The following is a 26,221-nucleotide window of genomic DNA, read 5'->3' as shown; positions in this document are numbered from 1 at the left end:
AAGTTAGAAGTTATGAGTTTTAACTTATAACTCCTAACTCCTCACTTCAGTTTAAGAATATGAAGATAGTTGCAAAAAAGAAACTGTGGAAATATCTGTTTTGGTTTGGCCCGTTCCTAATTACTGTCGGCTTAACAGTTGGGTTAGTCTCTCAACAGTGGGGATTAATTCCATTAGCATTTCTGATTGCGGGAATTGTCATTAGTGGATTGGGGATAATATGGCAAAGCTACCAGAGTAACTGGTGGAGGCGTCGTTCTACGCAAGCTGGGACTAATGCTTTAGTAGCAACTCTAGCAGTGTTGGCAATTTTGGGATTGATTAACTTTTTGGGAACTCGCTACCACTTGCGGGCAGATTTAACAGAAACTCAATTATTTACTCTTGCGCCCCAGTCACGGGAATTGGTGAGGGTTTTACCACAGCCAGTTAAGGTGTGGGTGTTTGATATTAATCAGAATCCCCAAGACCGAGAATTACTAGAAAATTATCAGCGGCAAAGCTCAAAATTTAAATATGAGTATATCGACCCCCAAGCTAGACCAGGACTTGCAGAAAAGTTTGGCGTTAAAGATTATGGGGAAGTTTATTTAGAATCTGGGGATAAGCGGCAATTAGTGCAAACAGTAAATGAAAATGAACGTCTGTCGGAAGTCAGATTAACTAGTCGCCTGCAACAACTAACAAATTCAACTACAGCCAAAGTTTACTTACTCCAAGGTCATGGCGAACGCCAACTTTCGCCTGGTAAAGGTGCAATATCACAAGCAATTCAGGGATTAGGCGACAAAAATTTCACAACATCACCCCTGAATTTAGGAGAAACTTCTAAAGTTCCTGAAGATGCTGCTGTCGTGATCGTGGCTGGTCCCAAGCGAGGGCTATTTGAAGGCGAAGTCAAAGCTTTACAAGAGTATCTTAATCGCGGCGGTAACTTACTGCTGATGATTGATCCTAATACCGATCCCAAAGTTGATAGCTTGCTACAAGAGTGGGGTGTTCGTCTGGATAATCGTTTAGCAGTCGATGTCTCTGGCGAAAGTGTCGTGGGACTTGGTCCTGCTACGCCCTTAGTCACAGAATACGGACAACATCCGATTACCAAAGATTTCCGTAACGGGAATTCCTTTTATCCGATTGCGCGACCCTTGGTAATTAGCCCTGTGCCTGGTGTTGAGGCTACTCCACTGCTGCGAACCAAACCATATCCCAAAAGCTGGGCAGAAAGCGACCTCCAAAGCGAAAAATTGGAATTTAATGCAGATAAAGACCTAAAAGGGCCTCTAACCTTGGGCGTAGCCTTAACAAGAAAAGCAGCTAAATCTGCTTCCACTCCCCAAGCTGCACCGACACCTTCACCCCTACCATCACCAACCAATCAAAGCAAAGCTTCCCCCACTCCCTCTGCCTCCCCTGCCTCCCCTCCCCCCCCTTCCCCCGCTCCCTCATCTCAAACAGCCACTGAGTCACGGTTAGTAGTTTTAGGAAATTCCAATTTCGCCACTGATGGCTTGTTTCAACAGCAATTAAATGGAGATGTATTCCTCAACTCAGTTACTTGGCTGAGTCAACAGGAAAAGCAACCCCTTTCCATTCGCCCCAAAGAACCGAAAAACCGTCGGATAACCTTGACAACCACACAAGCCAATCTTTTAATATTGTCATCTCTGTTGGTTTTACCCTTAATTGGGTTTGCGATCGCAGTTATTATTTGGTGGAAACGAAGGTAAGAAAGGAGAGACGCGATTAATCGTGTCTGTTAGGAGTTAGAAGTTATAAATATTAACTCTTCACCAATGCTCAATGCCCAATGATTAAAAAATGAAATTGCCGCGAACGACTTTAATTTTGATACTGCTAGCGCTGGGTTTAGGTGGTTTTGTTTACCTCTATGAATTTCGCAAAGCGACTGTGCGAGAAGAAATCAACGAGCAAAAGCAGCAAATTTTCTCTTTTGCAGAAGATGATGTGCAGTCTCTAACAGTTAAGACAAAAAAACTCACCTTGAATCTGGAACGTAGCTCTGAATCTAGTAATGCCAAGTGGTTAATCAAATCTCCGATATCGGGATCAGCAAATGATGCTATTGTTTCTTATTTGATGGATTTGTTGGTCAAAGGTAAGAGCGAGCGCACTTTATCAACTCCAGTAAAAGAGCTTGGAGAATTTGCTCTAGATAAACCCCAAGCCACTATCAATATCACCCTGAAAAACCGACAAAGCCATCAATTGATTTTAGGTAAATCTAACTTTAACGGACGTTTCTTATATGCTCAAGCTGACTCTGCTGCTAAACCCGATGGGAATATAAATGTGTTGTTAGTATCTACAGATTTTGCAAATGCTGTGAATCGGGACCTATCAGAGTGGCAGCAACCTGTAGATAATAGTCAGAAACTACCTGGATTCAGCACCCCTTTACCAACTCCGACAAATGGTAAATGAGCATAGCGGCTACACAGGCGAAGTCTGCCTCTGCGGACTAAGGAAAAATTGAGGGTTTGAAACCCACGGAGGTGGGTTTTGCTTGTGTAGACGTGGTTTCTAAGTGCCGATTTAATGTTAAGTTGACTTCAAATATTAATAGTTTTTCTAAGTTACTATGACAAGCCCGACAGCAACATTGCTGATTTCCTGCCCCGATCAACGGGGACTGGTGGCAAAATTTGCCAACTTCATCTATTCTAATGGTGGCAATATTATCCATGCAGATCAGCATACAGACTTTGCTGCTGGGTTATTCCTTACGCGCATTGAATGGCAGCTAGAGGGGTTTAATTTACCGCGAGAATTTATTGCCCCTGCATTTAATGCAATTGCTCAACCTTTAAACGCTAAGTGGGAAATACGTTTTTCTGATACTGTACCACGCATTGCTATTTGGGTAAGTCGGCAAGACCATTGTCTATTTGACTTAATTTGGCGACAACGTGCTAAAGAATTTGTGGCTGAAATTCCTTTAATTATTAGTAACCATTCTAATTTAAAGGTAGTGGCAGAACAATTTAATATCGACTTTCAGTCCGTTTCCATCACTAAAGACAATAAATCAGAACAAGAAGCCCAACAATTAGAATTACTCCGCCAGTACAGAATAGATTTAGTTGTATTGGCAAAATATATGCAGATTGTTAGTGCAGATTTTATTAATAAATTTCCACAAATTATTAATATACATCATTCATTTTTACCAGCTTTTATCGGAGCCAATCCCTATCACCGAGCTTTTGAACGTGGGGTAAAAATTATTGGGGCAACGGCGCATTATGCCACTGCTGATTTAGATGCAGGCCCGATTATTGAACAGGATGTGGTGCGAGTTAGTCACCGTGATGAAGTTGATGATTTGGTGAGAAAAGGCAAAGATTTGGAGCGAGTTGTATTAGCAAGAGCGGTGCGATCGCACCTGCAAAATCGTATATTAGTATATGGTAATAGGACAGTAGTATTTGAGTAGCTGAAATCTTGCAATTGCATTCCTGAACGGAAGCGATTCATCGCCAGGATAAACACTCCATATCCCTCACTAAAGCTGTACAATGTTGTTCAAATTTGATATCTTTGATTACTTATTCGATTATTTTTCTAATTTCTACCCCTTAGTCTTTTAAGGCTTGTTTCAAGTCAATAAAACCGTTTTTGACTTCCAGCCTCATTTGCTCTACTTCTTTTCTGAGTTTCAGTGTCTGGTGTAGGTTCACTGCTATCAACGCTACACTGTATAAAAATATTAACAGTTATTACTCAGTTTGCGAAAGCGAAGTTAAATAGTTAACAGCCTAGTACCGCAAGGCCGAAGTCAAAAGTATTATAAAATAAGCTTTTTAATGCTTTTCAATGGTCTGCTTATTTACGCCGTGCTGTATTAGTAGTAAGAAGATATTATGACTACTGACAATTTCATCGTCCGCCTAATGAAAAGATCGGAAATGCATTTGGCGATTGCTTGGGCAGCAACCGAAGGTTGGAATCCAGGAAGATATGATGCTGAATTTATTTATCAAACTGACGAGAGCGGTTTTTTATTGGGCGAGTTGAATGGTGAGCCGGTAGGGTGCATTTCTGCTGTTGCTTACGATGTACACTTCGGCTTTCTAAGTTTTTACATTGTGAAACCCCAGTTTCGTGGGCAGGGGTTGGGTATAAAAATTTGGAAGACAGCAATGGACTATCTAGGTGCTGACCGTAACATCGGTTTGGATGGTGCATTAGCTCAACAAGATAACTACAAAAAGTCTGGTTTCCAAATCGCTTATAACCATATTCGTTATGAAGGGGTGGGTGGCGGTGTTGTGCCTGCTGGGATCGTGGAACTGAAAACAGTGCCTTTTGAAGAGTTGGTGGCTTACGATCGCCAACTTTTTCCTTCTAAGCGATCGCTGTTTCTGCGACATTGGATTGAACAGCCAGAAAGTACTGCCTTAGGGTTTATCAAAAATGGATATCTTGTTGGTTACGGAGTTATGCGGTCTGCCCATACAGGTTTTAGGATTGGGCCACTGTTTGCTAATGACGAACAGATTGCTGAAGCATTATTTCAAGCCTTGCTTGCACAAAATCCTCATGCTCCAGTATTTTTGGATGTGCCGGATGCAAATCTACAAGCGATTGACCTAGTTCAACGTTACCAATTGCAGCCAGTCTCTCAAACTGCTCGGATGTACAATAAAGAAATTCCTAGTTTACCTATTTATCGTATTTTTGCTGTGACAAGTTTGGAACTAGGTTAGAGACGGACAAACAACGTGTTTACACCCCTAATATACAATCCCACTAGTAAGCGCCTGAGTTTTTCTGTTAGTTTGTGTGGGTCAAACTTGATGACTTTTAAGAAGTCAGTTCTTAACAAGTGATCCGATCGCAGCTAGCAACAAATAAAGTCCGCCTACGCAGACTTTAAAAAATAGTTATTTCAAGAATTGCCGTAGGCGTTTTAGTTAGCTGAAACTACCTCTGTCTCATCTTTCGATTTATCTCTGATGTGAAAGTAGTAATAAAGATTAGCAACAGTTAAGTCTGATGCCTGTTGTAAATTAGATGTAACTAATGTTTTATAACCAGTAATTCCAGCTTGTTCACTAATATAAAATTCGTACTCTCGACGCAGTTCAGGCTTAAAGATAAATAGCAACTGGTCACGAAGCGAATAGAAATGAGACTTTTCGGTTAAACTCTCATATACTAATTGTTCTGGCTGTTCTGCTAAATTGATTGTGGAGTAGTGAGTCTCTGGACTATTAAAATCAGCGCTACTTAAAAGTTTTAAATCTGATGAAGGAAGCGATCGCATCCAATCAAAATGATTTTGCCACGAATTGTTGCTAATCTAGCCTCATGATCAGCCAGACTGCTTTTAAATGTGATAACCGATTTATCAACTCAAAACCACGAGCATATTGCTAATAAAATTCACTTCTAGTCAAATGCCAGTGCGGGAAATTAGGTCTTCAAGGGATTTGTAAAGACACTTGATACACAAGGTGTCCGATCGCCTCATAATGAAGAAAGATTAAGCAGATTCTCAGAAAACTCTCAATGAGCCAGACTAGTCTAAATTTAGTTGCAATATCTATCTTTCTCATGACCCTATAGGTACTGCTGGGGCCATTCTTAAACTTATCGCCAGCAGTACCGGCACTTGCTACCTTCACCATCTTAGGCATAGCTACATTAGATAATTTTAGCTTGCAAGGTAAAGGTGGTACTATCTTTTTAGATTGGATTGCTGGTTTTTCAAGTGAACACCGCGATCGCATCGTCCACCACGAAGCAGGGCATTTTTTGGTTGCTTACCTATTAGGTATTCCCGTTACCGGCTACACACTCAGCGCTTGGGAAGCTTGGAAACAGGGGCAATCTGGGCAAGGCGGCGTTAGCTTTGATGATGACGAATTAGCATCTCAACTAAAAGTAGGTAAAATCAGTGCCCAAATGCTAGACCGCTATTGCACTGTTTGGATGGCGGGTATTGCTGCTGAAACTCTAATTTTTAATAATGCTGAGGGTGGATCTGATGATAAGAATAAGCTGATAGGAGTATTGACAATTTTGGGATTTCCTGAATCAGTTTATCAGCAGAAACTCCGGTTTCATACCCTCCAGGCAAAAACCCTACTGCAAGAAAATTGGTCTAGCTACGAGGCTTTAGTTAATGCCATGCGACAACGCATTTCGGTAGAAGATTGTCATGTTGAGTTAAAAGTAGGAAATGGAGAGTAGATAGTTCACGAAGAAACAGCTTTCAAACGTGAGACATGAGGTATGTAGTTCGAGTTAATAACCCGATTACGCCCAGCAGTTTTAGCCTGTAACAGACATTGATCAGCACGATACAGCAGACTCTCTCCTTTATCATCATCCTCAGCTTGCAGACAGGCTGTGCCCAGACTAATGGTGATATTAATTGTCAGTTTATTACTGAGTGCAAATGGTTTGTCGCTGACTAAGCGATTGAGACGACGGGCTACTGATAGTGCTTCGTCGTCGGTAGTGTTAGCCAGAAGAATCACAAATTCTTCGCCACCATAGCGGAATGCTGTATCTTGAGAGCGCAGATTATGTTGTAGACGCTGACACAGCAACTGCAAGACGCGATCGCCTACTAAATGCCCGTGAGTATCGTTAACTTTCTTGAAATGATCTATATCCAGAATAATCAAACTCAGGGAAGTTTTTTGAGTCCTAGCTGTTTTAATTTCTTTGGGTAAGTCCCATGCTAAAGCGCGACGATTTTTTAATTCTGTCAAGGAATCGGCTAAGGCGATCGCTGATAAAATATCATTTGTCCGAATCAAATCTTGGTATTTTTGCGCTTTCCGCAAGCCAACAGTTAATTGAGCAAGTATTAGGCCATGGTTAGCGGTCAACTCTGCTAAGGTATAGTCTGTTTTTTCTTCAATAAGATACCAAATATAAGCATCGGCTCCTTGCTTTAATGCCGCAGCACTCATCTCTAATTCCCTTTGCCAACCATACTTATTTCTGTCAGTAAGCTGTTGAAGACGATCCTCAAACAGAATACAGTATATCCAGGATAGTTTTGTCTGCTTTTTCAACCAACTGCACAGTTTCATACTGCCATCTAGGCTAGCCTGCACAAATATTATATCGGGGGGCGTCATTTGAATTTGCGACACTGCCTGATTAAGATTGTCTATAACTTCTACACTAAAACCAGTCGCATAACGGATCTGATCTGGAAGTGTAGCGATAAAATTATTCTTTCCAAAGACCAGAATAGAAATATTCCTTGCTTTATTTTTTATCATATTTAAATTTTCAAGAGATTAACTTAGTAAAACTTGCTGTGATTGTTGCTTAATACTAAATATGATATTTTTAACTGAGTTATGTTTCTTGATATCTCGTTTTTTGGATACTAAATTCACAATAACTTTCCAAGTTCAATATCCTCTTAAGACTTGACATTTATTACTAGACTTTCTAAAAGCTTCACTTCTGACAACTAATGTCTTCTTTACAGAATATTTTTAAATCAGTAAAATTACTGAATATTATTTACATGTCTAAAAACCCTTACAGTAATTTCTTAAGTGTTATTTTCCTAAGGTAATTACCAAAATAAATAGTTTGTAATAACTGTCACATTAGCCCAGAACTTTTCTTCCTAGAGAGAAAAATAAATTATAAAAGCCAATATTTTCTCATCGAATTAAAAAGATTATTACCCATAGAACACTTCAGCCTTTTTCTTTAATGAATCGGCTTTTATCAAGCATCAAGGTAAAGATTGAATTGCAAAAAAAACGCGAATCAAATAGTCAGCAAAACTCACTTTTACTAAGGTAGGTAGCCTTGTGGGACTAACATCCTTACAGATAAAAATTGACAATTTAAGTAAGGTCTGAACCCAAGTATCACAATGTGTTAGAAGAAACAAAATGTCTCAGCTTAACCTTGATCTGTGTTTGTTTGTCAACTTAATTCACATCTTTTTTGAATTTGCCCCAACATCATAAATCTATAAAACAAAGCTAAATAAAAAACTCCATGTCAAAATTTGCCCCTAATGTGGGAATATTAGTTTGATTCCGCCTGGAGAAAGGGCGGAAAAATATAAGAAAATTTTGTTAGGTGGACTAAGATATTAAAATCTAAACTTTTGTGAAAAGCTAGAATCAGATCAATAACCTTCAACATCGTAACCAGCAGCAACAATTACCTGTTTGATTGACTCCTCAGAAGCTGCGGACTCTACCGTGACAGTCTTAGCATTAACATCAACATCCACCTTGGCTTCAGGTTCCATAACGTGGATGGATTCAGTAATTGTTTCTGCACATCCCTCACAAGCAATATTTGATACCTTTAGTTTTAGTGCCATTTGCTACCTCCATATGGAAATTTTAAATCATTTCTTAAGGACTAATCTTAACGACCAAAATGCGCTCCTGCATCCTACTAAAGTAATGTAGTGGTATAAAAGCATCACAATAACTGTATATAGCCTATCGACTGGTACAATTCGCTAGCACTAATATGAAACAAAATGCAAGAATATATAAAGCTATTTATGAAAATACACCTACCTAGTGCCGCTACGCCCAAGTCTAAAGTCTAAAGTTAAAAACACCCATGTCTTCAAATCCTCAGTACCTAAGCGGTAACGAAATTCGCAACATATTCCTCGACTTCTTTGCCCAACGGAAACACCAAATTCTCCCAAGTGCCTCCCTCGTGCCAGAAGACCCAACCGTGCTGCTGACGATCGCGGGGATGCTACCATTTAAGCCAATATTCTTGGGGCAGCGCACACCAGAATTTAAACGGGCTACGACTTCGCAAAAGTGTATCCGTACCAACGACATCGAAAACGTCGGACGCACCAAACGGCATCACACGTTTTTTGAGATGCTGGGCAATTTCAGCTTCGGTGATTATTTTAAAGAACAAGCGATCGCTTGGGGTTGGGAAATCTCTACACAAGTTTTTGGCTTTTCCCCCCAAAATCTCGTCGTCAGCGTTTTTGAAGATGATGATGAAGCTTTTGGAATTTGGCGGGATCAAATCGGTGTGCCGATAGCGAGAATTAAACGCCTGGGCGAAAATGATAACTTTTGGGTATCTGGGCCGACTGGACCTTGTGGGCCTTGTTCAGAAATATATTACGACTTCCACCCCGAACGCGGTGACGAAAATATAGATTTAGAAGACGATTCCCGGTTCATCGAGTTTTACAACCTCGTCTTCATGCAATATAACCGGGATGCTTCCGGCAATTTAACGCCGCTGCAAAACAAAAACATCGACACTGGCATGGGTTTGGAGAGAATGGCGCAAATCCTCCAAAAAGTGCCCAATAACTACGAAACTGATCTAATTTTCCCAATTATCCAAACAGCCGCCCAAATTGCTGGTGTTGATTACCACAAAAGTGATGAAAAAACCAAAGTTTCTCTAAAAGTCATTGGTGATCACGTTCGTTCTGTTGTCCACATGATCGCCGATGAAATTCGCGCTTCCAACGTGGGACGGGGTTATGTGCTGCGGCGATTAATTCGGCGCGTGGTGCGTCATGGCCGATTAATTGGGATTTCTGGGGAATTTACTACCCAAGTTGCCGAAACTGCGATCGCTCTTTCAGAATCAGCTTACCCCAATGTGCGCCAACGGGAAGCAGCAATCAAAGCTGAACTGCAACGGGAAGAATCCAATTTCCTCATAACTCTGGATAGAGGCGAAAAACTCCTAGAAGAAATCATCCAAGAGGTGAAACAGCAAAGGAACACTCAAATTAGCGGTGAAAGCGCATTTTCCCTCTATGACACCTACGGATTTCCTCTGGAACTTACTCAAGAAATTGCCGAGGAAAATCATCTGACAGTCGATGAAGCCGGATTTAATATCGAAATGCAAAAGCAGGTGGAACGTGCCAAAGCAGCACATGAAACTATCGATTTAACTGTACAAGGTTCCCTCGACAAATTAGCAGAAAACATCCAAGCCACGGAGTTCTTAGGCTATACCCAACCTGCGGCGACTGCGAAAGTCGAAGCGATATTAGTAGAAGGTGTTTCCCAAGAGGAAGCAGAAGCGGGAACACAGGTGCAAATTGTCCTTGACAAAACGCCATTTTATGCTGAATCCGGGGGACAAATCGGCGATCGCGGTTATATCTCTGGTGATGGTATTTTAGTCCGGGTGGAAGATATGAAGAAAGAATCTGATTTCTTTGTTCACTTTGGACGCATTGAACGCGGTACACTGCGCGTCGGTGAGCATGTTACAGCCCAAATTGATCCAGCTTGTCGGCGTCGCGCCCAAGCTAACCATACCGCAACGCACCTGTTGCAAGCGGCGTTGAAGAAAATTGTTGATGATAGCATATCTCAAGCTGGTTCTCTAGTTTCCTTTGACAGGTTGCGCTTTGACTTCAACTGTCCCCGCGCGTTGACAGCAGAGGAAGTGCAACAAGTTGAGGAACAGGTGAACACTTGGATTGCTGAAGCACATGCTGCAAAAGTGGAAGTATTACCTTTAGCAGAAGCGAAAGCTAGGGGTGCTGTTGCTATGTTCGGCGAAAAATACGGCGAGGAAGTGCGGGTGATTGACTTCCCTAGCGTATCAATGGAACTGTGCGGTGGAACCCATGTGAGTAACACTGCTGAAATTGGTGTGTTCAAGATTATCTCAGAAGCTGGCGTAGCTTCTGGGGTGCGGCGCATTGAAGCTGTTTCGGGACCGGCAATCCTTGATTATCTCAACCTTCGGGATAAAGTAGTTAAAGATTTGAGCGATCGCTTTAAAGTTAAACCCGAAGAATTACCAGACAGAATCACAAGTCTGCAAAGCGAACTCAGAAATAGCCAAAAGGAACTGGAAACCTTGAAGGTACAGTTAGCGATCGCAAAATCTGATAGCTTGTTGCAGACAGCCGAAACTGTAGGCGATTCTAAAATCATCGTCGCCCAATTAGAAGACGTTGATCCAGAATCATTGAAAACCGCAGCCGAACGCTTGCTGCAAAAAATTGGTAATGGTGCAGTGGTGCTGGGTTCTGTTCCTGAAGCTGGTAAAATTAGCATAGTTGCAGCTTTTAGTCAAGAAGTGAACAAAAAAGGTTTGCAAGCTGGTAAATTTGTAGGTGCGATCGCTAAAATCTGCGGTGGCGGTGGCGGTGGAAGACCGAACTTAGCCCAAGCAGGCGGACGCGATGCGAGTAAATTACCAGAAGCGTTGGAACAAGCAGAAAGTGAGTTAAAGTCCGCGTTGGGTTAACCATCTTCCTCACTTTAAGAATTACTCCCCTTCTTGCAAAGGAAGGGGCTATTCTTGTTAGGTCTATATTGAACTCAACCCAGAAGCGCTATTAGACATAAAATGAAAATAGCGATCGCAAGTGTAGGATAACGACTGCTATCTATAACTAGTTTATGCGTCTAAGGGACTTCCAAATAAAAATATCCCAAAACAAAAATCCTCTTTATTTCTTCTCTCTGTATTCTCTCCGTCTGAAGTGGTTTGTTTTGGATAATTTATTTCTTGAAAATCTCTAATTAAACCCAATCTCATCTATACCATCTCAAACTCTAATTGATGACTCTTAAAAAAATCATGAGTAAAATGATCCACCACGTTCGTATCAGCTAATTCCAAATTATAAAAATCCACAGCTTCATGGTCAAAATGGGGGCCAGCGTGCCAAGTACCCTCATGTAGCTTGATAAAACAATTTCCTGGAATGCGAAATGCAGCAATTTCTTCTAATGCTGGTTCATTCAGATCATTATCAGGAGGACAAACTGCAATTAACCAATCCTTCCCTGACAAAGAACCCAGACATTGAGTGCATTGGACATGGCGAGTAATTTTATGAAACTTTCGCCCTCTCTTCTCCAATCGCATAACATAAAATCGTGGAATCCCATTTTGCAGGTTTAACTGGGCATCTTGCCCATCGTAAGCTTTGCCATCAATACTTGCAAAAATTACCTGTCCATAACGACAAAAATTTTCAGAACTTACCCATTGTGCTTGCAATTGTTGCACTGTCTTTAATGTGCCCATATCAAATCTTTAAGAGAGATTACTTATATTTATTTTCCTCTAAAATAACCAATAATTATTAATTCATAATTCATAGTTAAAAAATTCAATTATGAATTAGTAATTATAAATTATGAATTATTTAGCTAGCTAGATAACTACGTACTTGTTCCTTTTGGCGGCGGAGGAGACTGAGAGCTTTTTGCTCAATCTGACGCACCCGTTCTCGACTAATACCCATGCGATCGCCAATTTGTGCTAAAGAAAGTTCATATCCATCACTCAGTCCAAAGCGCAAGGTTAATATTTCTCGCTGCTGGGGAGACAGCTTTGCCAATAAATCTTGTAAGTCTTGGTGGAGCGATTCTTCAACGGCATAGTCTTCTGGAGAAGGGCCATCATCCTCCAGTATGTCCTGCAATTCTGTATCCTGTTGTTCACCAACTCGCGCCTCTAAGGAGAAGGGTTGACGGGCCAAGTATAAACACTCTCGAACTTGGCTAGGTGTCAAAGATAACGCATTGGCAATTTCAATAGTAGTGGGAACACGACCTAGCTGTTGAGATAACTCTCGCTGCACCCGTTTAATTTTGTTCAGTTTCTCAAAGACGTGGATAGGTAAGCGAATTGTCCGTCCTTGTTGAGCGATCGCTCGTGTGATTCCTTGACGAATCCACCAGTAAGCATAGGTAGAAAACTTATAACCAAGAGCCGGATCAAATTTATCAACCCCTCGCTCCAAACCCAAAGTACCTTCTTGAATTAAATCCATAAATTCCAGGTTACGGTGCTGGTATTTCTTCGCCACTGCTACCACTAACCGGAGATTAGCCTGAATCATTTTCTGCTTGGCTTGGTGTCCTAAATTTAAGTGTTGCTCTAACACCTCAACACTTAACTCTACCTGATCTGCCCATTCTTGCAGCGTGGGTTCTTGCTTTAATTTCACACCCAATTCTTCCTTAGCAGCTAGTAAAGTCATCATTTGCTGCACTTGTTGGGCAAAAATAACCTCTTGTTCACGAGTCAACAAATCTACACGCCCGATCTCTTGCAGATAACTACGCACAATATCATCTGTAGCTCGAGGTTTTTTATCTGCGGCTAAACTTTTTTTCTTCGTTTTTTGAACTTCGGTATGTGGAGATGTTAAGTTGCTCATGGTTATTTGCTCCTCTGTAACCTCATCAATTTATTGGTATCAAGTCTAGATATTCAGACCCATAGCCATTTCACACTGCTAATCAATCAATTGGCAATACTGATGAATTCTGGTCTATGATACATTACAAGTCAATTGTTGGAGATAATAAACCCAAAATCAACCCACCCCTTAATAATAACATCATCACCAGTCACAAATCAATTACCGAAAGGATCATCAGCATATCATTTGAAGTAATTACACTCCTTTATTGTTGATTCTTGCATATTTTAAAACTCAAATTATATTTATTTTAATTATCCAATGCAGTTCATGAAAAAAATAAAAACTTTGCTGGATAATGATTTTATGAGCTAAAAAATAAATTAATCATAGTAACTCTTAAAATAATTCTCAATAGTTAAGCCATTAGCAATTTATTTTTTTAAATGTCAATAGTCTGGTTATCCTTCCAGATAATTCTCATTCAATGGGAATTAATTAAATATCATATGTCCATTTGTTAACCTCTAATTTTTTGCTAGATAATCCAATCATCTGAAGCCGGGTACGTAGCGGGCGATCATTAAACATCAAAGAAAGTCTTTCTTTTTCTTCATTCCCTGCTCAAGAATAGCTTTCTTTAAGAGTCTGGTTAAATACTTGTAGTTAGGGATTTAGGATGACAAAGACCTGGGTATTTGTGACAATTGCACTTGTGTGATAATGCACGCAGACATCTGCATCGAGTGCGGTATTATCAATGTAATTACTCCTGGAGACATTTTTTGGATTAAAAGTAGTAACAGTGGTCACATTAACATCAAGGATAATACTTGGCAAGACAGCAACACCCACGGATTGCCACTAATATCCTAATTTAAGCGAAAAGATTACGTTTAGAGGTGGGTGGTTGATTGTTATGCAGCATACTTTAACGACAAGATTTCCCATTTATTCAGTAAGTCGGAAATCATCTGAGACTCTTAAGGAGACAACATCTTAAAGCTTTCTCTTTTACTACTTTTCAGCTTAATTTGATACAATTACACAGTTATGCATCCATATAAATGATTGACTTTTTACAAAGATTTTTGGGAAAATGGTACTACGTTGTAATTTTAATCTAACTCTTCAACTATCACTTTATTAGATATTGGTTAAGAAAAGCATTCACATCATTGGCGCATAACCCAACATTAACTGTCTTTCCTGCGTTTCTGAGAATGTCTAATCCTTTACCATTATTACGGGGGTCTGGATCAACTATAGATACATATATTTCATGTATCCGCCGATCTTGAGCGATCGCTAAAGCACATGCAGGTGTGCGTCCATGAAAAGAACAAGGTTCAAGAGTTACATACATTTTCAAGAAGTCCAAAGCTTTGTCTCGAATCTGGTTAAGTGCGTCAGCCTCAGCATGGTGCTTTCCTGGTGTCCGTGTATATCCTTGAGCTACTATCTCTTGTGCATCTACGATCACACAGCCTACTGGTGGGTTGGGTAAACATTCCGGCAAAGCTTTTCTGCTTTGAGCTAAAGCAGCCAGCATAAATATTTGATCCATGTATTAGCGGAAATTACTTAGATAAATTACACTACCAAGAATTAGTTATCTCTTTTTAAAAAAGTTATTATATCAAAACTTAGTGACTGTCACACTAATACCAGAATCCAGTTTAGGAACCTTGAGATACTCAACTGGCTCACTACTTTGAGAACTTTGGGTATTTGTTGGTTTCTGACATTGCTTAAAGAAAGCCTCTGGGTTATTGATAAACTCAAGCGGATTGATTTTTTCGCATCCTCGCTCTCGCACTAACGAAATTGATTCAGGAGTTTGTTTTCGATTATTAGTCTGTCCGATAAAATTACTCCATGTAGTGTTAATCGTAGCTGGTTCAGTCAATAAAACTCCAGCCTGATTGCGATCGTGAAACGGCTCCTTCAGAGCATCGCCCGTTGTCATGGGAACATTATCTTGGTTAGCATAGGCACTCTGGGAGAGAGTAAGTGCGCTAATCACAACGACTAAGATGATGGAAGAGGATTTCATAATTCAATTTCTTAACATTTAATATCAGTTTAATATTTACAATTGGCTAAATACAGAAACAAAAAATAGCAGCCTGGTTTGAGTCCTTCAGATTAACACAGGTAGTAAGAAGTATAGCTGAACTTCATTAAAAATATAGTGAAGTCTAGTCAGATGTAAACTTTTATCTGGGAGGAGGCAGTTGAGCAATCCATGCTCTAACCACATCGGAATTTGACACTTGCCTGTTATCTGCTTCCTGCTAAAACTGTACTAACTCATCTTCTGTCAGGCGTATTAATAGCTAGGTAGGCGTAAAAATTTGTTGTTGACACAAGGCGGGAGGCAGAGAGAAGTTTGAGCGCCAGCTTCCGGCCATCAAACTTCAAAGAGGCAGGAGGAAAGAGGGTTGTAGCCTAATTTATATTTATTAACATAGTTTGGGTTAGTTGGTAAAACTGAGAAATCTGAGCCAATAGAAACCACGTTCAAAAATCAAAAAATGGCTGCCTTAGGACGACTAGAACCCGAAAACAGCACTCACCCGCACTAATGCCACTGGTAGCAAACAAGTTAGTGAAGCCAAAGCTGCACTCACCAGTATTGCAAAAGTCCGACCTGTAGATGTAGCCGCAGCCAAGACAGAAGTTGAAAATGCGATCGCCAACTTAAAGTAAAAGCTTGACTAGAAAAAGCTTTTAGAGATTGTCTCGTTCCCAGTCTCTGACTGGGAATGCCTAATGAGAGGCTCCGCCTCTTTCATTGTGGCAGAGCCACAATGAAAGAGCATTTCCAGCCAGAGGCTGGAAACGAGGTTTTAAAGGAGTTTTTGCTTAAGTTAACACCAATGAGCATTGCTGTGCCCTTACAGTGTGGTCTATTTACCTGAAAATAGTTGTAATAATGGCTGCTTAAAAATCATTTATAAAGTAAAGATAAAGTCGAATTTAATAAGCAAAATACCTAATTACTTTCTCAAAATGCTTGATTGCTTTCTCATTTGAGGAATTCACGCATTCATTTTAGTGTATCGTTGAGCCGAAAGCTTGCGATGTCTACGACGGGCTATTCGGCGTCGCCTTTGATTCATTCAGCAAAAATCGTTCAACGGCTTACTGTACTAATATAGTTTTATAAATTAGGTTTCTAGCTCTAGTTATGACAACTCAGTTCTCATGGGCTAAACAGTGGTATCCTATTATCCCTTTAAGCTACTTAGATATTTTGAATCCCACTCCTATCACTCTTCTGGGGAAAAAGCTGGTGATTTGGAGAGACAAAAATCAAAAGTGGATAGTAATGGATGATGTTTGTCCTCATAAGTTGGCGCGACTATCTATGGGAAGCATCACTGAAGATGGAAACTTGATGTGTAGACATCACGGTTGGTGTTTTAACAGTGAAGGGAAATGCACTCATATTCCCATGTTGGCTGGTAATCAAGCAGAAGTAACTGCTTGTAATAGTTTAAGGTCAAAAGTTACAACATATCCTACACAAGTGATTCAAGAATTGCTTTGGGTATGGCCAGATGATAGTTCAACAGCCTTCGAGGATTGTAACTCCAAGCAGCCAGCTATCATACCTGAGTCTGAACTAGATATATCTTCCACCTCCTGGCACATGACAGAAGTTCCAGTTGGTTATATTGTGTCTGTTGAAAGTACTTTTGATCCTTCTCATGCAGAATTTCTTCATGAAGGAATAGGTATTTTTTCACCTAAAACAGCTGTGCCTATGGAACATTTTGAATCTGTTGGAGAAATATCTGCTCAAGAAGGTTTTACTCTCAAACATCAAGGCTACAATCTTTTCAACAAAGATATGGAGGCGATGCGGAAGTTTACTCCACCCTCTTCTAATACTACGATATATCGTTACCCCAACGGCAAAACTAATATTTTTCAGTTGTATTTTGTTCCAACACAACCAGGTTACTGTAGGTATATTGGCAAGTTTATTTCTGATGGAAGTTTAGTTAAAAGAAATTTTTGGTTTGAGATTCTTCCAAAGGATTTACAAACTGGGTTACAGCACTTATCTACATACAAGCTAAGTGACCAAGATTTATCAGCTATGCATTCTCAGGAAGTGAATCAGTCATTGTTAGATACAAAATGGCAAAAGGCATACTTTATGCCTTCTCCGGCTGACGTGGGTATTATAACTTTCAGAAAATGGCTAGACGAATTTGCTGGAGGTAGTCCTTCATGGCAAGGGTGTGTAGAAGGCAGTTTTAAACAATTGAATGATGAACAACTATATGACCGATGGCATAGACATACAAAGCATTGTCCAAGTTGTCGTAATTCTCTGGTTATTATAGAAAAGGTACAAAAATTTTCTAATATTTGCACTTTGATATTTGCACTCTTAACATTGGTTTTTATATTGACAAATGTTCATCTAAGTTTGGTATTAATATCAACTATCATTGCAGTCTTGAGTTCTTTATTATCATATAGATTGAACGATATAAAGCAACTTTTTCTTAGTAGTATTCCGAATAGAGGTTTACCTTTGGTTAAACTTTATGACAGCAATGCAAAAAAGTGAGTTTATAGCTCAAACTCGATAAGCATTATTTGTCTACAAATCTCTTGTGGCGATCCTCCAAACTTCGGAGGCTGCTTTGTATTGCAAGCAAATGGAGATTTATGTTGTAGTCGAATTGAGAAATCAAAAGTCAATAAGATTTCCTCATTTTGGTAAATTTCCTCATTTCGGGAATATTTTGTATCAAAGATTCCCGACCCTATACCCCACAAAAAAGAATAAATGCCTTTAAAGTCTTATCAAATAAAGACTTTGGTTATTGAGTACATTATTAATACATATTAATAGATGCAATATTGCAGATGAGATATTAATAGATGCAGTATTTGTTGAAAGTTAATTTAAGAGCCAAAAGCCATCAATAAATTATCCTTTAAACACGGACTAAATTCTACAGATAAATCTTTAATGTATATAATCGACTCACTTTCTAGTTCTGGCTATTTCTGATTCTTATAGGACTTACGCACACTCTACGAATTCTCGGCGCTCTTGGCGTCTTGGCGGTTCGATAAATTAAGCTTTTTGGCAATTTTTGCGTAAGTCCTATCTTATATTCACGTGTTCTGATAATGCAGCTTAGAGGCGGGGACAAAAATCATATTATGAACAAAACTTTTGCAACCATTGACGGGAATGAGGCTGTCGCCCGTGTTGCTTACAAATTAAATGAAGTGATTGCCATTTATCCCATCACCCCCTCTTCAGCAATGGGTGAATGGGCGGATGCTTGGTCAGCAGAAAGTCGTCCCAACCTTTGGGGTACTATTCCTAGTGTAGTGCAGATGCAAAGCGAAGGGGGAGCTGCCGGTGCTGTGCATGGGGCATTACAAACAGGTTCCCTGAGTACCACCTTCACGGCATCTCAGGGATTATTGTTGATGATACCCAACTTCTACAAAATTGCTGGTGAGTTGACTAGCGCTGTGGTTCACGTTGCCGCCCGTTCTTTGGCTACCCATGCGTTATCAATTTTTGGCGATCATAGCGATGTGATGGCAGCTCGTGCTACTGGTTTTGCTCTGCTGTGTTCCGCTTCGGTGCAGGAAAGTCAAGATTTTGCTCTCATTGCTCATGCTGCTACCCTAGAAGCGCGAGTATCGTTTATGCACTTCTTTGACGGCTTTCGCACCTCCCATGAAGTGCAGAAGGTCAAACTGCTCTCAGATGACGATTTGCGATCGCTCATCCACGATCACCTCATACTCGCCCATCGCAGCCGTGCGCTCACCCCAGATCGTCCAGTATTGCGGGGTACTGCCCAAAACCCTGATGTCTACTTTCAAGGACGTGAAGGCGCTAACCCTTACTACAACGCCTGTCCAGAAATTGTCCAGCGCATCATGGATGAATTTGGAGAACGCACGGGAAGGCATTATAAAATCTATGAATATTACGGCGCTAAAGATGCCTCGCGCGTTATCGTTCTTATGGGTTCAGGCTGTGAAACCGTCCATGAAACAGTAGATTATCTTAACGCCCGTGGTGAAAAACTTGGTGTAGTAAAAGTGCGACTTTACCGCCCCTTTGATGTCCAAAGGTTTGTTGCAGTATTGCCAACTAGTGTAAAAGCGATCGCAGTTCTTGACCGCACCAAAGAAGCAGGTAGCGCCGGGGAACCGTTGTATTTGGATGTTGTAGCTGCTATCCATGAGGCGTGGGGAGAAGAAGCAGGGGGAGCAGGGGGAGAAAATACTCTCTCATCCCCTAAAATTGTGGGTGGTCGTTACGGTCTTTCTTCTAAGGAATTTACGCCGGCGATGGTGAAGGGCATCTTTGATAATCTTGCCCAAGCTAAACCAAAAAATCACTTTACTATTGGGATTAATGACGACGTTAGTCATACTTCTTTGAGCTTTGACCACAACTTCTCTACAGAATCAGATAATGTTGTCAGGGCAATGTTCTATGGATTAGGTGCTGATGGCACTGTCGGGGCTAACAAAAACTCTATCAAGATTATTGGTGAAGAAACCGACAATTACGCCCAAGGCTACTTTGTCTTTGACTCCAAGAAATCTGGCTCGATGACTGTCTCTCACCTACGCTTTGGTAAAGAACCAATTCGCTCCACCTACTTAATTGACCAAGCCAACTTTATTGGTTGTCATCATTGGGGATTTCTGGAACGCATAGATGTTTTAAAGGCTGCTATTCCTGGGGCGACTTTGCTGCTTAACAGTCCCTATGATGCAGATAGCGTTTGGGAAAATCTGCCGTTCAAAGTGCAGCAGCAAATTATCGATAAGCATTTGAAGTTATATACCATCAATGCTAGCGAGGTTGCCCGCGAAAGTGGCATGGGTGGGAGAATTAACACTATTATGCAGGTATGCTTCTTTGCCTTAGCGGGTGTCTTGCCACAAGAAGAAGCGATCGCTAAAATCAAACAAGCGATTCACAAGACTTATGGTAAAAAAGGCGCAGAAGTTGTCCGCATGAATTTGCAAGCTGTAGACAATACCTTAGACAACTTGCATAAAGTACATGTACCACAAACAATCTTCACTCCTAACTCCTCACTCCTAACTCCTAACTCCTCACTTAACTCTGCTCCCGAATTTGTCCGCGAAGTTCTGGGCAAAATCATGGTATGGGAAGGTGATGACTTACCTGTTAGCACACTACCCGTTGACGGCACTTTTCCCGTAGGTACTGCCAAGTGGGAAAAACGTAACGTTGCCGAAGAGATACCTGTATGGGAGCCGGATGTCTGCATACAATGTGGTAAGTGCGTCATGGTTTGTCCCCATAGTGCCATCCGGGCAAAAGCTTATCAAGCGGATGAATTAGTAAATGCCCCAGGAACCTTCAAGTCAACTGGTGCAAAAGATAAAGACTTTGCCAATCAAAAATTTACCATTCAAGTTGCCCCAGAAGATTGCACGGGATGCACTATTTGTGTAAATATTTGCCCTGCTAAAGATAAATCTGAGCCATTGCGGAAAGCGATTAATATGGCGCAGCAGTTACCTTTACAAGAGCAAGAACGGGAAAACTGGGATTTCTTTTTGAGTTTACCCAATCCTGACAGGCGATCGCTAAAATTAAACCAGATTCGCCAACAACAACTGCAAGAACCTTTATTTGAATTCTCTGGTGCTTGTGCAGGTTGTGGTGAAACACCTTACTTAAAATTATTAACACAATTGTTTGGCGATCGCGCCGTTATTGCCAATGCTACAGGTTGTTCCTCAATTTATGGCGGGAACCTCCCTACAACTCCTTGGACAACAAACGCCGAAGGACGCGGCCCGGCATGGTCTAATAATTTATTTGAAGATAACGCCGAATTCGGTTTTGGCTTCCGCCTTTCCTTAGACAAACAAGCTGAGTTTGCGGCGGAATTGTTGCAACAGTTAGGGAGTGAAATAGATGAAAACCTTGTCTACTCAATCCTGAAAGCTGAACAAAAATCTGAAGCTGACATTTGGGAACAGCGCGAAAGGATAGAACTGTTGCAGCAGAAGTTAGATGAAATCGTAACTCTCGATCCTAATCTAAAATCTAAAATCCAAAATCTCAAATCCCTTGCAAACTACCTGGTGAAAAAAAGCGTCTGGATTGTTGGCGGTGACGGTTGGGCTTATGATATTGACTTTGGCGGCATCGATCATGTAATTGCTAGTGGTCGAAATGTGAACATCTTAGTAATGGATACAGAAGTGTATTCTAATACAGGCGGTCAATCTTCTAAAGCTACGCCACGAGCCGCAGTTGCTAAATATGCCGCCAGTGGCAAGCCTGCACCAAAGAAAGACTTAGGGATGATTGCTATGACCTACGGAAATGTCTACGTAGCAAGTGTAGCCCTTGGTGCTAGAGATGAACATACCCTGAAAGCATTTCTGGAAGCAGAAGCTTATGATGGCCCATCACTGATTATTGCTTACAGCCATTGCATAGCCCACGGCATTGACATGACCACAGGGATGAATCATCAAAAAACTCTGGTAGAATCAGGACGTTGGTTGCTGTATCGACATAATCCAGAGTTGCTCCTTCAGGGTAAAAATCCTTTGCAATTGGATATGCGATCGCCTAAGCAATCTGTAGAAGATTCGATGTATCAAGAAAATCGTTTCAAAATGCTCACTAAGAGCAAACCAGACGTAGCCAAGCACTTGTTAGAACAAGCCCAAGCTGAGGTAGATGCACGTTGGCAGATGTACCAATATCTGGCAAAGCGTGAGATTAAACATGGAACTGATTAAAAGGTTATTACATTCCACCATCAAATAATACAAGCGATCGCAGTTTCTAAAACTAAAATTAGAGCAAAAGCGATCGCACCATCATTTGAAATTATAAAGGCGATCGCAGGTCTTGCACCCTGACTTTTCACGGTATCTGGAAAACCTCTCTCCTAAAAGGAGAGAGACTTTGAATTTTCCCTTTCCCGACACGGGAAGGGGAGACAAAGCGTAGCTTTGGCTCTTTGGGGTTCTTCGGGTTTAATTAAGTTAGGACTTACGCAAAAATCGCCCAAAAGCTTAATTTGTCGAACCGCCAAGACGAGGCAGTGCGTTGGGCGGCTCTGCCGACTTGAAGCAACTGCCGTGCCAAGAACGCCAAGAATTCGTAGAGTGTGCGTAAGTCCTATAAGTAATCAAGCGGACATGATATGAAGCTGACTCTGGGCTATTTAGATAGACGAGTCATTTCAAACAATTGCTGGGCATTACTTCCTAAAAAAGCATCGAAAAGTACCTGCCCTCCAGATTCCACTTCCACTAGATAGCGCTGGGCAATTTCATAATAGGCGTAAGTCCAAGGGATTTGAATTTCTGCGCCACTGTTATCATCTAACACTGTGACCATCTCTGTTACTGCTTGAGTTGCAGTTTGCCGCAAACCACAAGCAACATTTCCCTCTATCTCTGCTTTCATTGGTACACCCAGGTTAGCCAAAGCACTGGCGGTAGTATCAATGTCTGGATATTCTGGAGTGTTCTGTGCGTTGATGTAGCCTGTAAAATGGTTGACAGCATATCCGTGCAGCAATACCCAAGCCCCATACTGAGTAACCTGATTCACCTCTTCGATAACAGAACACTGGGGAGGTAGCCAAGGGCGGGTGAAGACTTGCTGGAGTTGTTTGGCAATGGTTTCAATGTTTCCGTCTTTTTGTAAAAGAGTAAGGGGTGAGGTCAGTTCGTTTGGGATTGAAGATACTGTTTTAGAGATGAGTTTGGCAATATTAGCAGGTAATTCATCGACAATCAACTCGCTGATAAACAGCTTGGGTAAGTTAAATTCCTCTTGCTGCGGATGACGATAATGACGAGCATACAGATGAGTTTGAGCAAAATTATACTCTCCAGCCGCCACGTAACCTAAAGCTTCTGCAAGTTGTCCAAGGTAGTTAATTCCCAAGTTAAGTTGACCCTGTGGACTATCTACTAATAAACGCAAAGACCGAAAGGCGATGTGGTCGTTGGCGACAGTTCCACCCACAGCAGTAATCATTTGCTGGTAGGTACCGGCATGATTTACCCTGGTGCTGTATTCTTGCCAAAGTAATTTCCATAAATTAAGGGCAATTTTATTTGTCATTTTCTCCCCTACTCCTCATCTCCCTGATATTTTAAGAACTTAACACCTCGCTAATAATCTGAAGGGCTATGTGAATTTGGTCGCTGTCGATAACCAAAGGTGGACAGAAACGAATTGCTGCTTTACCGCAACCTAGCAATAATAAACCCCGTAAGAAAGCTTCTTGGATAATGTGATCGCGCAATTTATGATCAAGATTACCCTGTTCATCCAATAAGTCTACCGCTACCATCAAACCCTTACCTCGTGGCAGCGATACTCTGGGAAATTTTTGATGCAACTTGGTCAGACTAGCTTGTAATAATTCTCCCATCTGGGTAGCGTTGCTCATCAAACCCTTCGGGTTCGCAGTCGCCTGCGGAGGGAAACCCTCCCGCAGCGCTGCCTCACCACTTTCTAAGAGTCGCAGAGTGGCAATACCAGCAGCACAAGCTACGGGATTACCGCCAAATGTGGTAGCGTGAGAACCGGGAGGCCAAGTCATTAACTCAGGTCTGGCAAGTATCGCTCCTAAAGGCAGACCACTGGCGATGCCTTTGGCAATAGTAATAATATCAGGCATCACACCCCAATGCTCGATCGCAAATAAGCGACCAGTTCGCCCCATCCCCGCTTGCACTTCATCCACTACCATCAGAATACCGTGGCGATCGCAAATATCCCGAATCCGTTGCAAGAAACCATCCTCTGGTACGATATACCCACCTTCCCCTTGAATCGCTTCAACTACGATCGCCGCTACTTCTGGCGCTGGTAAAATTGTCGTGAATAGCTGTTTTTCCAGGTAATCTAAGCTAGCGTGAGTGCCGTAGGGAATATGAGTAACACCAGGAACTAAAGGCCCAAAATTAGCTCGCTGCACTGCTTTGGAACCGGTGAGAGACATTGCTCCATAGGTGCGTCCGTGAAATGCACCTAAGAAGGCTACGATTAGCGATCGCTTGGTGTAATATCGAGCTAGTTTGATGGCTGCTTCGTTGGATTCTGCGCCGGAATTGGTGAAAAATACTTTTGCAGGGAACTTAGCGTTATTTTGGGGATTGGGAAAAGGGGCACGAATCGCTAGTTGTTCCGCTAGTTCCACCATCGGCTCATAATAAAAATCCGTCCCTGACATGTGCAGTAGACGCTCCGACTGTTCTTGAATTGCTTTGACGACTTCCGGGTGGGCGTGTCCGGTGGCAGTAACGGCAATACCTGCGGTCATATCCAAAAATACATTGCCATCTACATCTTCCACCATACAGCCTTGGCCGCGAGATACAACTAAGGGATAATCGCGGGTATAAGAAGGGGAAGTTACAGCGTGATCGCGTTGTACAATTGCTTGAGCACGAAGTCCAGGTAAGGAAGTTATTAAACGGGGTGTACGAGGTAAATTTAGGTTAATAGGGATACTTAACATAATTTTTTGATTTTTTAAAGATTACTGAATAATTAAACGCTAAAGGTTGATTGCTTGCAGTAGCATTTGATTCCATTAATGTAAGAATTACGTATTTAACGAAAAATTTGAGTATACGTCAGCGAGCAGGCAAAAATACAGAAATCCTCAGAGGTTGCGCGTTTTCGCAAAAGTTAGTTTTGCTTACTTTTCACGTTAGAGTACTCCAAGTAAAAAAATGCTCAATTGTCATTGCAAGCGTTGCGATTGCTTCGTAACGGCTGGGATTGCTTCACAACGCTTGCAATGACGGGTTTTGGATCATTTATTTTTTGGAACATTCTTATGTGGAAAAGCCCATGAAAAACCTAACCCCCTAACCCCCTTCCCGACACGGGAAGGGGGAAAATTCAAAGTCTCTCTCCTAAAAGGAGAGAGATTTAGAGAGAGGTTTTCCAGATACCGTGAAAAGTCAGGTTAGTTTTAAAGTCACATTTGTTGCTTTTGCGACTCCAAAAGTTAGTTTTAAAGTCGCATTTGTTGCTTTTGCGACTCCAAAAGTTAGTTTTGAAGTCACATTTGTTGCTTTTGCAACTCCAAAAGTTAGTTTTAAAGTCACATTTGTTGCTTTTGCGACTCCAAAAGTTAGTTTTAAAGTCGCATTTGTTACTTTGCGACTCCAAAAGTTAGTTCAGCAGTAGCCAGAAGACCATAAATAAACTCCAAAAACCTTATTTGATTCAATAGCAATCTACCAAAATCTATCTGTAGGTACTTTCATGCATTTTTTCTCCCTTCAAGTATCGCTTTGCAGTCAAAATTGAAGTTAGTCAGTTGAAGGAATCATTTATAACGCTAGACTACCAATGCAAACTAACAATGAACCAAATCCAAATGATTCATCCCAAGCATCGCAAAAAATTCTGCCCACTGCCCCATTACCAGAATCTATTAGTCAAAATATCGAGACTATCATCGCATTGCACAGACGTTCTGAAAAAAATGTCTCACAACACCAGCGCTTTGTAGAAACGATAACCATCTTTTTTGGTCGTCCTGTATTCCTGTATAGCATTCTGCTGGGAATTATTCTCTGGATAGCACCAAATGCCTTACCACGACGTTTAGGTGTACCTAGATTTGAGGAAGTTCCATTTCCTTGGTTACAATTTTCACTGACTGCGGGTTCATTGTTGGTGACAACAGGAGTATTGATTAAACAGGAGCGACAAGAAAAGTTAGCAGAGCAACGGGCGCAACTTAGCCTTCAACTCAACCTGCTCTCTGAGCAGAAAATCGCTAAACTCATCGCTTTGATTGAGGAATTACGCCAAGATATTCCCAATGTCAAAAATCGCTCTGACCCGGAGGCTGAAATAATGAAGTCCCCTACTGATGCCCACGCAATTGTAGACTTATTGGAAGAAACCTTAGCATCAGAGTTAGCAAATTTATCACAGCAAGAAATATCAACTCAGGAGTAACAAAGTAAGCCTAAAGGCTTTTCACCTAGTCCCCAGTCCCTAGTCCCCAGTCC

The 26,221-nt window shown here is 41.3% G+C and carries 20 protein-coding genes and 1 pseudogene; 11 read left to right on the top strand and 10 right to left on the bottom strand.

The features are described from left to right. Window positions 1-59 precede the first annotated feature (59 nt). The 4 genes from V7K35_RS29450 (at window position 60) to V7K35_RS29430 (ending at window position 4,730) form a co-directional block, all read left to right on the top strand. Window positions 60-1,730, top strand: coding sequence for a GldG family protein (locus tag V7K35_RS29450; RefSeq protein ID WP_335084006.1), 1,671 nt, complete (start codon window positions 60-62; stop codon window positions 1,728-1,730). 91 nt (window positions 1,731-1,821) lie between these two features. After that, entirely contained in the window at window positions 1,822-2,445 is a 624-nt protein-coding gene (locus tag V7K35_RS29445; RefSeq protein WP_335084004.1) for a DUF4340 domain-containing protein, read from the top strand. 157 nt (window positions 2,446-2,602) lie between these two features. Next, window positions 2,603-3,457: a formyltetrahydrofolate deformylase gene (gene purU / locus V7K35_RS29440; RefSeq protein WP_335084002.1), complete on the top strand. Its 855-nt coding sequence runs from the start codon at window positions 2,603-2,605 to the stop codon at window positions 3,455-3,457. Window positions 3,458-3,884: 427 nt separating this feature from the next. After that, window positions 3,885-4,730, top strand: a complete 846-nt coding sequence (locus V7K35_RS29430; RefSeq protein ID WP_335084000.1) for a GNAT family N-acetyltransferase — start codon at window positions 3,885-3,887, stop codon at window positions 4,728-4,730. 203 nt (window positions 4,731-4,933) lie between these two features. Here the strand turns inward: V7K35_RS29430 and V7K35_RS29425 are convergent, their stop codons facing one another. Continuing rightward, window positions 4,934-5,290, bottom strand: coding sequence for a hypothetical protein (locus tag V7K35_RS29425; RefSeq protein ID WP_335083998.1), 357 nt, complete (start codon window positions 5,288-5,290; stop codon window positions 4,934-4,936). A 305-nt stretch (window positions 5,291-5,595) separates the two neighbouring features. On the opposite strand from V7K35_RS29425, the gene V7K35_RS29420 reads away from it, so the two are divergent. Beyond that, on the top strand, window positions 5,596-6,219 hold the full coding sequence (locus V7K35_RS29420) for an ATP-dependent Zn protease (protein WP_335084044.1): 624 nt from the start codon (window positions 5,596-5,598) through the stop codon (window positions 6,217-6,219). A gap of 5 nt (window positions 6,220-6,224) precedes the next feature. On the opposite strand, the gene V7K35_RS29415 is transcribed toward V7K35_RS29420, so the two are convergent. Further along, complete coding sequence (locus V7K35_RS29415; RefSeq protein WP_335083996.1) at window positions 6,225-7,268, bottom strand: GGDEF domain-containing protein; 1,044 nt, start codon at window positions 7,266-7,268, stop codon at window positions 6,225-6,227. A gap of 875 nt (window positions 7,269-8,143) precedes the next feature. Beyond that, window positions 8,144-8,344 carry a heavy-metal-associated domain-containing protein gene (locus tag V7K35_RS29410; RefSeq protein WP_335083994.1) on the bottom strand — a complete coding sequence of 67 codons (201 nt, stop codon included), beginning with the start codon at window positions 8,342-8,344 and terminating at the stop codon, window positions 8,144-8,146. Window positions 8,345-8,595: 251 nt separating this feature from the next. Here V7K35_RS29410 and alaS point away from each other — a divergent pair, with 251 nt between their 5' ends. Further along, complete coding sequence (alaS, locus tag V7K35_RS29405; RefSeq protein WP_335083992.1) at window positions 8,596-11,238, top strand: alanine--tRNA ligase; 2,643 nt, start codon at window positions 8,596-8,598, stop codon at window positions 11,236-11,238. Between the two features lie 294 nt (window positions 11,239-11,532). Here the strand turns inward: alaS and V7K35_RS29400 are convergent, their stop codons facing one another. From V7K35_RS29400 to V7K35_RS29385, 5 genes are all read right to left on the bottom strand, one after another. After that, on the bottom strand, window positions 11,533-12,027 hold the full coding sequence (locus tag V7K35_RS29400) for an ureidoglycolate lyase (protein WP_334796752.1): 495 nt from the start codon (window positions 12,025-12,027) through the stop codon (window positions 11,533-11,535). Between the two features lie 121 nt (window positions 12,028-12,148). Further along, window positions 12,149-13,168 (bottom strand): RNA polymerase sigma factor, RpoD/SigA family, encoded by a 1,020-nt coding sequence (locus tag V7K35_RS29395; RefSeq protein WP_335083990.1) that lies wholly within the window; start codon window positions 13,166-13,168, stop codon window positions 12,149-12,151. Between the two features lie 651 nt (window positions 13,169-13,819). Next, on the bottom strand, window positions 13,820-14,008 hold the full coding sequence (locus tag V7K35_RS29870) for a DUF3172 domain-containing protein (protein ID WP_442939778.1): 189 nt from the start codon (window positions 14,006-14,008) through the stop codon (window positions 13,820-13,822). 283 nt (window positions 14,009-14,291) lie between these two features. Further along, window positions 14,292-14,720, bottom strand: a complete 429-nt coding sequence (locus V7K35_RS29390; RefSeq protein ID WP_335083988.1) for a bifunctional diaminohydroxyphosphoribosylaminopyrimidine deaminase/5-amino-6-(5-phosphoribosylamino)uracil reductase RibD — start codon at window positions 14,718-14,720, stop codon at window positions 14,292-14,294. A gap of 72 nt (window positions 14,721-14,792) precedes the next feature. Beyond that, window positions 14,793-15,209 carry a hypothetical protein gene (locus tag V7K35_RS29385; protein ID WP_335083986.1) on the bottom strand — a complete coding sequence of 139 codons (417 nt, stop codon included), beginning with the start codon at window positions 15,207-15,209 and terminating at the stop codon, window positions 14,793-14,795. Window positions 15,210-15,718: 509 nt separating this feature from the next. Here V7K35_RS29385 and V7K35_RS29380 point away from each other — a divergent pair. The 3 genes and pseudogenes from V7K35_RS29380 to nifJ form a co-directional block, all read left to right on the top strand. Continuing rightward, a pseudogene (locus tag V7K35_RS29380) lies at window positions 15,719-15,862 on the top strand (HlyD family secretion protein); the annotation flags it as partial. A 484-nt stretch (window positions 15,863-16,346) separates the two neighbouring features. Then, window positions 16,347-17,744, top strand: a complete 1,398-nt coding sequence (locus V7K35_RS29375) for an aromatic ring-hydroxylating dioxygenase subunit alpha (protein WP_335083984.1) — start codon at window positions 16,347-16,349, stop codon at window positions 17,742-17,744. Window positions 17,745-18,349: 605 nt separating this feature from the next. Then, window positions 18,350-21,958: a pyruvate:ferredoxin (flavodoxin) oxidoreductase gene (gene nifJ / locus V7K35_RS29370; protein ID WP_335083982.1), complete on the top strand. Its 3,609-nt coding sequence runs from the start codon at window positions 18,350-18,352 to the stop codon at window positions 21,956-21,958. A gap of 427 nt (window positions 21,959-22,385) precedes the next feature. On the opposite strand, the gene V7K35_RS29365 is transcribed toward nifJ, so the two are convergent. Then, a complete protein-coding gene (locus V7K35_RS29365; protein WP_335083980.1) occupies window positions 22,386-23,300 on the bottom strand; it encodes a DUF1338 domain-containing protein in 915 nt (304 codons plus the stop codon). A 31-nt stretch (window positions 23,301-23,331) separates the two neighbouring features. Beyond that, window positions 23,332-24,705 carry an acetyl ornithine aminotransferase family protein gene (locus tag V7K35_RS29360; RefSeq protein WP_335083978.1) on the bottom strand — a complete coding sequence of 458 codons (1,374 nt, stop codon included), beginning with the start codon at window positions 24,703-24,705 and terminating at the stop codon, window positions 23,332-23,334. 443 nt (window positions 24,706-25,148) lie between these two features. On the opposite strand from V7K35_RS29360, the gene V7K35_RS29355 reads away from it, so the two are divergent. After that, window positions 25,149-25,385, top strand: coding sequence for a hypothetical protein (locus V7K35_RS29355; RefSeq protein WP_335083976.1), 237 nt, complete (start codon window positions 25,149-25,151; stop codon window positions 25,383-25,385). 165 nt (window positions 25,386-25,550) lie between these two features. Next, window positions 25,551-26,168, top strand: a complete 618-nt coding sequence (locus tag V7K35_RS29350) for a DUF1003 domain-containing protein (RefSeq protein ID WP_335083975.1) — start codon at window positions 25,551-25,553, stop codon at window positions 26,166-26,168. Window positions 26,169-26,221: the final 53 nt, after the last annotated feature.

It is taken from the genome of Nostoc sp., from assembly GCF_036917275.1.
Taxonomy (GTDB): Bacteria; Cyanobacteriota; Cyanobacteriia; order Cyanobacteriales; family Nostocaceae; genus Nostoc.
This window is presented reverse-complemented; position numbering and strand designations above follow the sequence as displayed.

Excerpts from the sequence above, each read along its gene's own strand:
- V7K35_RS29450 (WP_335084006.1), top strand. The coding sequence starts at position 60 with ATGAAGATAGTTGCAAAAAAGAAACTGTGGAAATATCTGTTTTGGTTT.
- V7K35_RS29445 (WP_335084004.1), top strand. The coding sequence starts at position 1,822 with ATGAAATTGCCGCGAACGACTTTAATTTTGATACTGCTAGCGCTGGGT.
- purU (WP_335084002.1), top strand. The coding sequence starts at position 2,603 with ATGACAAGCCCGACAGCAACATTGCTGATTTCCTGCCCCGATCAACGG.
- V7K35_RS29430 (WP_335084000.1), top strand. The coding sequence starts at position 3,885 with ATGACTACTGACAATTTCATCGTCCGCCTAATGAAAAGATCGGAAATG.
- V7K35_RS29425 (WP_335083998.1), bottom strand. The coding sequence starts at position 5,290 with ATGCGATCGCTTCCTTCATCAGATTTAAAACTTTTAAGTAGCGCTGAT.
- V7K35_RS29415 (WP_335083996.1), bottom strand. The coding sequence starts at position 7,268 with ATGATAAAAAATAAAGCAAGGAATATTTCTATTCTGGTCTTTGGAAAG.
- V7K35_RS29410 (WP_335083994.1), bottom strand. The coding sequence starts at position 8,344 with ATGGCACTAAAACTAAAGGTATCAAATATTGCTTGTGAGGGATGTGCA.
- alaS (WP_335083992.1), top strand. The coding sequence starts at position 8,596 with ATGTCTTCAAATCCTCAGTACCTAAGCGGTAACGAAATTCGCAACATA.
- V7K35_RS29400 (WP_334796752.1), bottom strand. The coding sequence starts at position 12,027 with ATGGGCACATTAAAGACAGTGCAACAATTGCAAGCACAATGGGTAAGT.
- V7K35_RS29395 (WP_335083990.1), bottom strand. The coding sequence starts at position 13,168 with ATGAGCAACTTAACATCTCCACATACCGAAGTTCAAAAAACGAAGAAA.
- V7K35_RS29390 (WP_335083988.1), bottom strand. The coding sequence starts at position 14,720 with ATGGATCAAATATTTATGCTGGCTGCTTTAGCTCAAAGCAGAAAAGCT.
- V7K35_RS29385 (WP_335083986.1), bottom strand. The coding sequence starts at position 15,209 with ATGAAATCCTCTTCCATCATCTTAGTCGTTGTGATTAGCGCACTTACT.
- V7K35_RS29375 (WP_335083984.1), top strand. The coding sequence starts at position 16,347 with ATGACAACTCAGTTCTCATGGGCTAAACAGTGGTATCCTATTATCCCT.
- nifJ (WP_335083982.1), top strand. The coding sequence starts at position 18,350 with ATGAACAAAACTTTTGCAACCATTGACGGGAATGAGGCTGTCGCCCGT.
- V7K35_RS29365 (WP_335083980.1), bottom strand. The coding sequence starts at position 23,300 with ATGACAAATAAAATTGCCCTTAATTTATGGAAATTACTTTGGCAAGAA.
- V7K35_RS29360 (WP_335083978.1), bottom strand. The coding sequence starts at position 24,705 with ATGTTAAGTATCCCTATTAACCTAAATTTACCTCGTACACCCCGTTTA.
- V7K35_RS29350 (WP_335083975.1), top strand. The coding sequence starts at position 25,551 with ATGCAAACTAACAATGAACCAAATCCAAATGATTCATCCCAAGCATCG.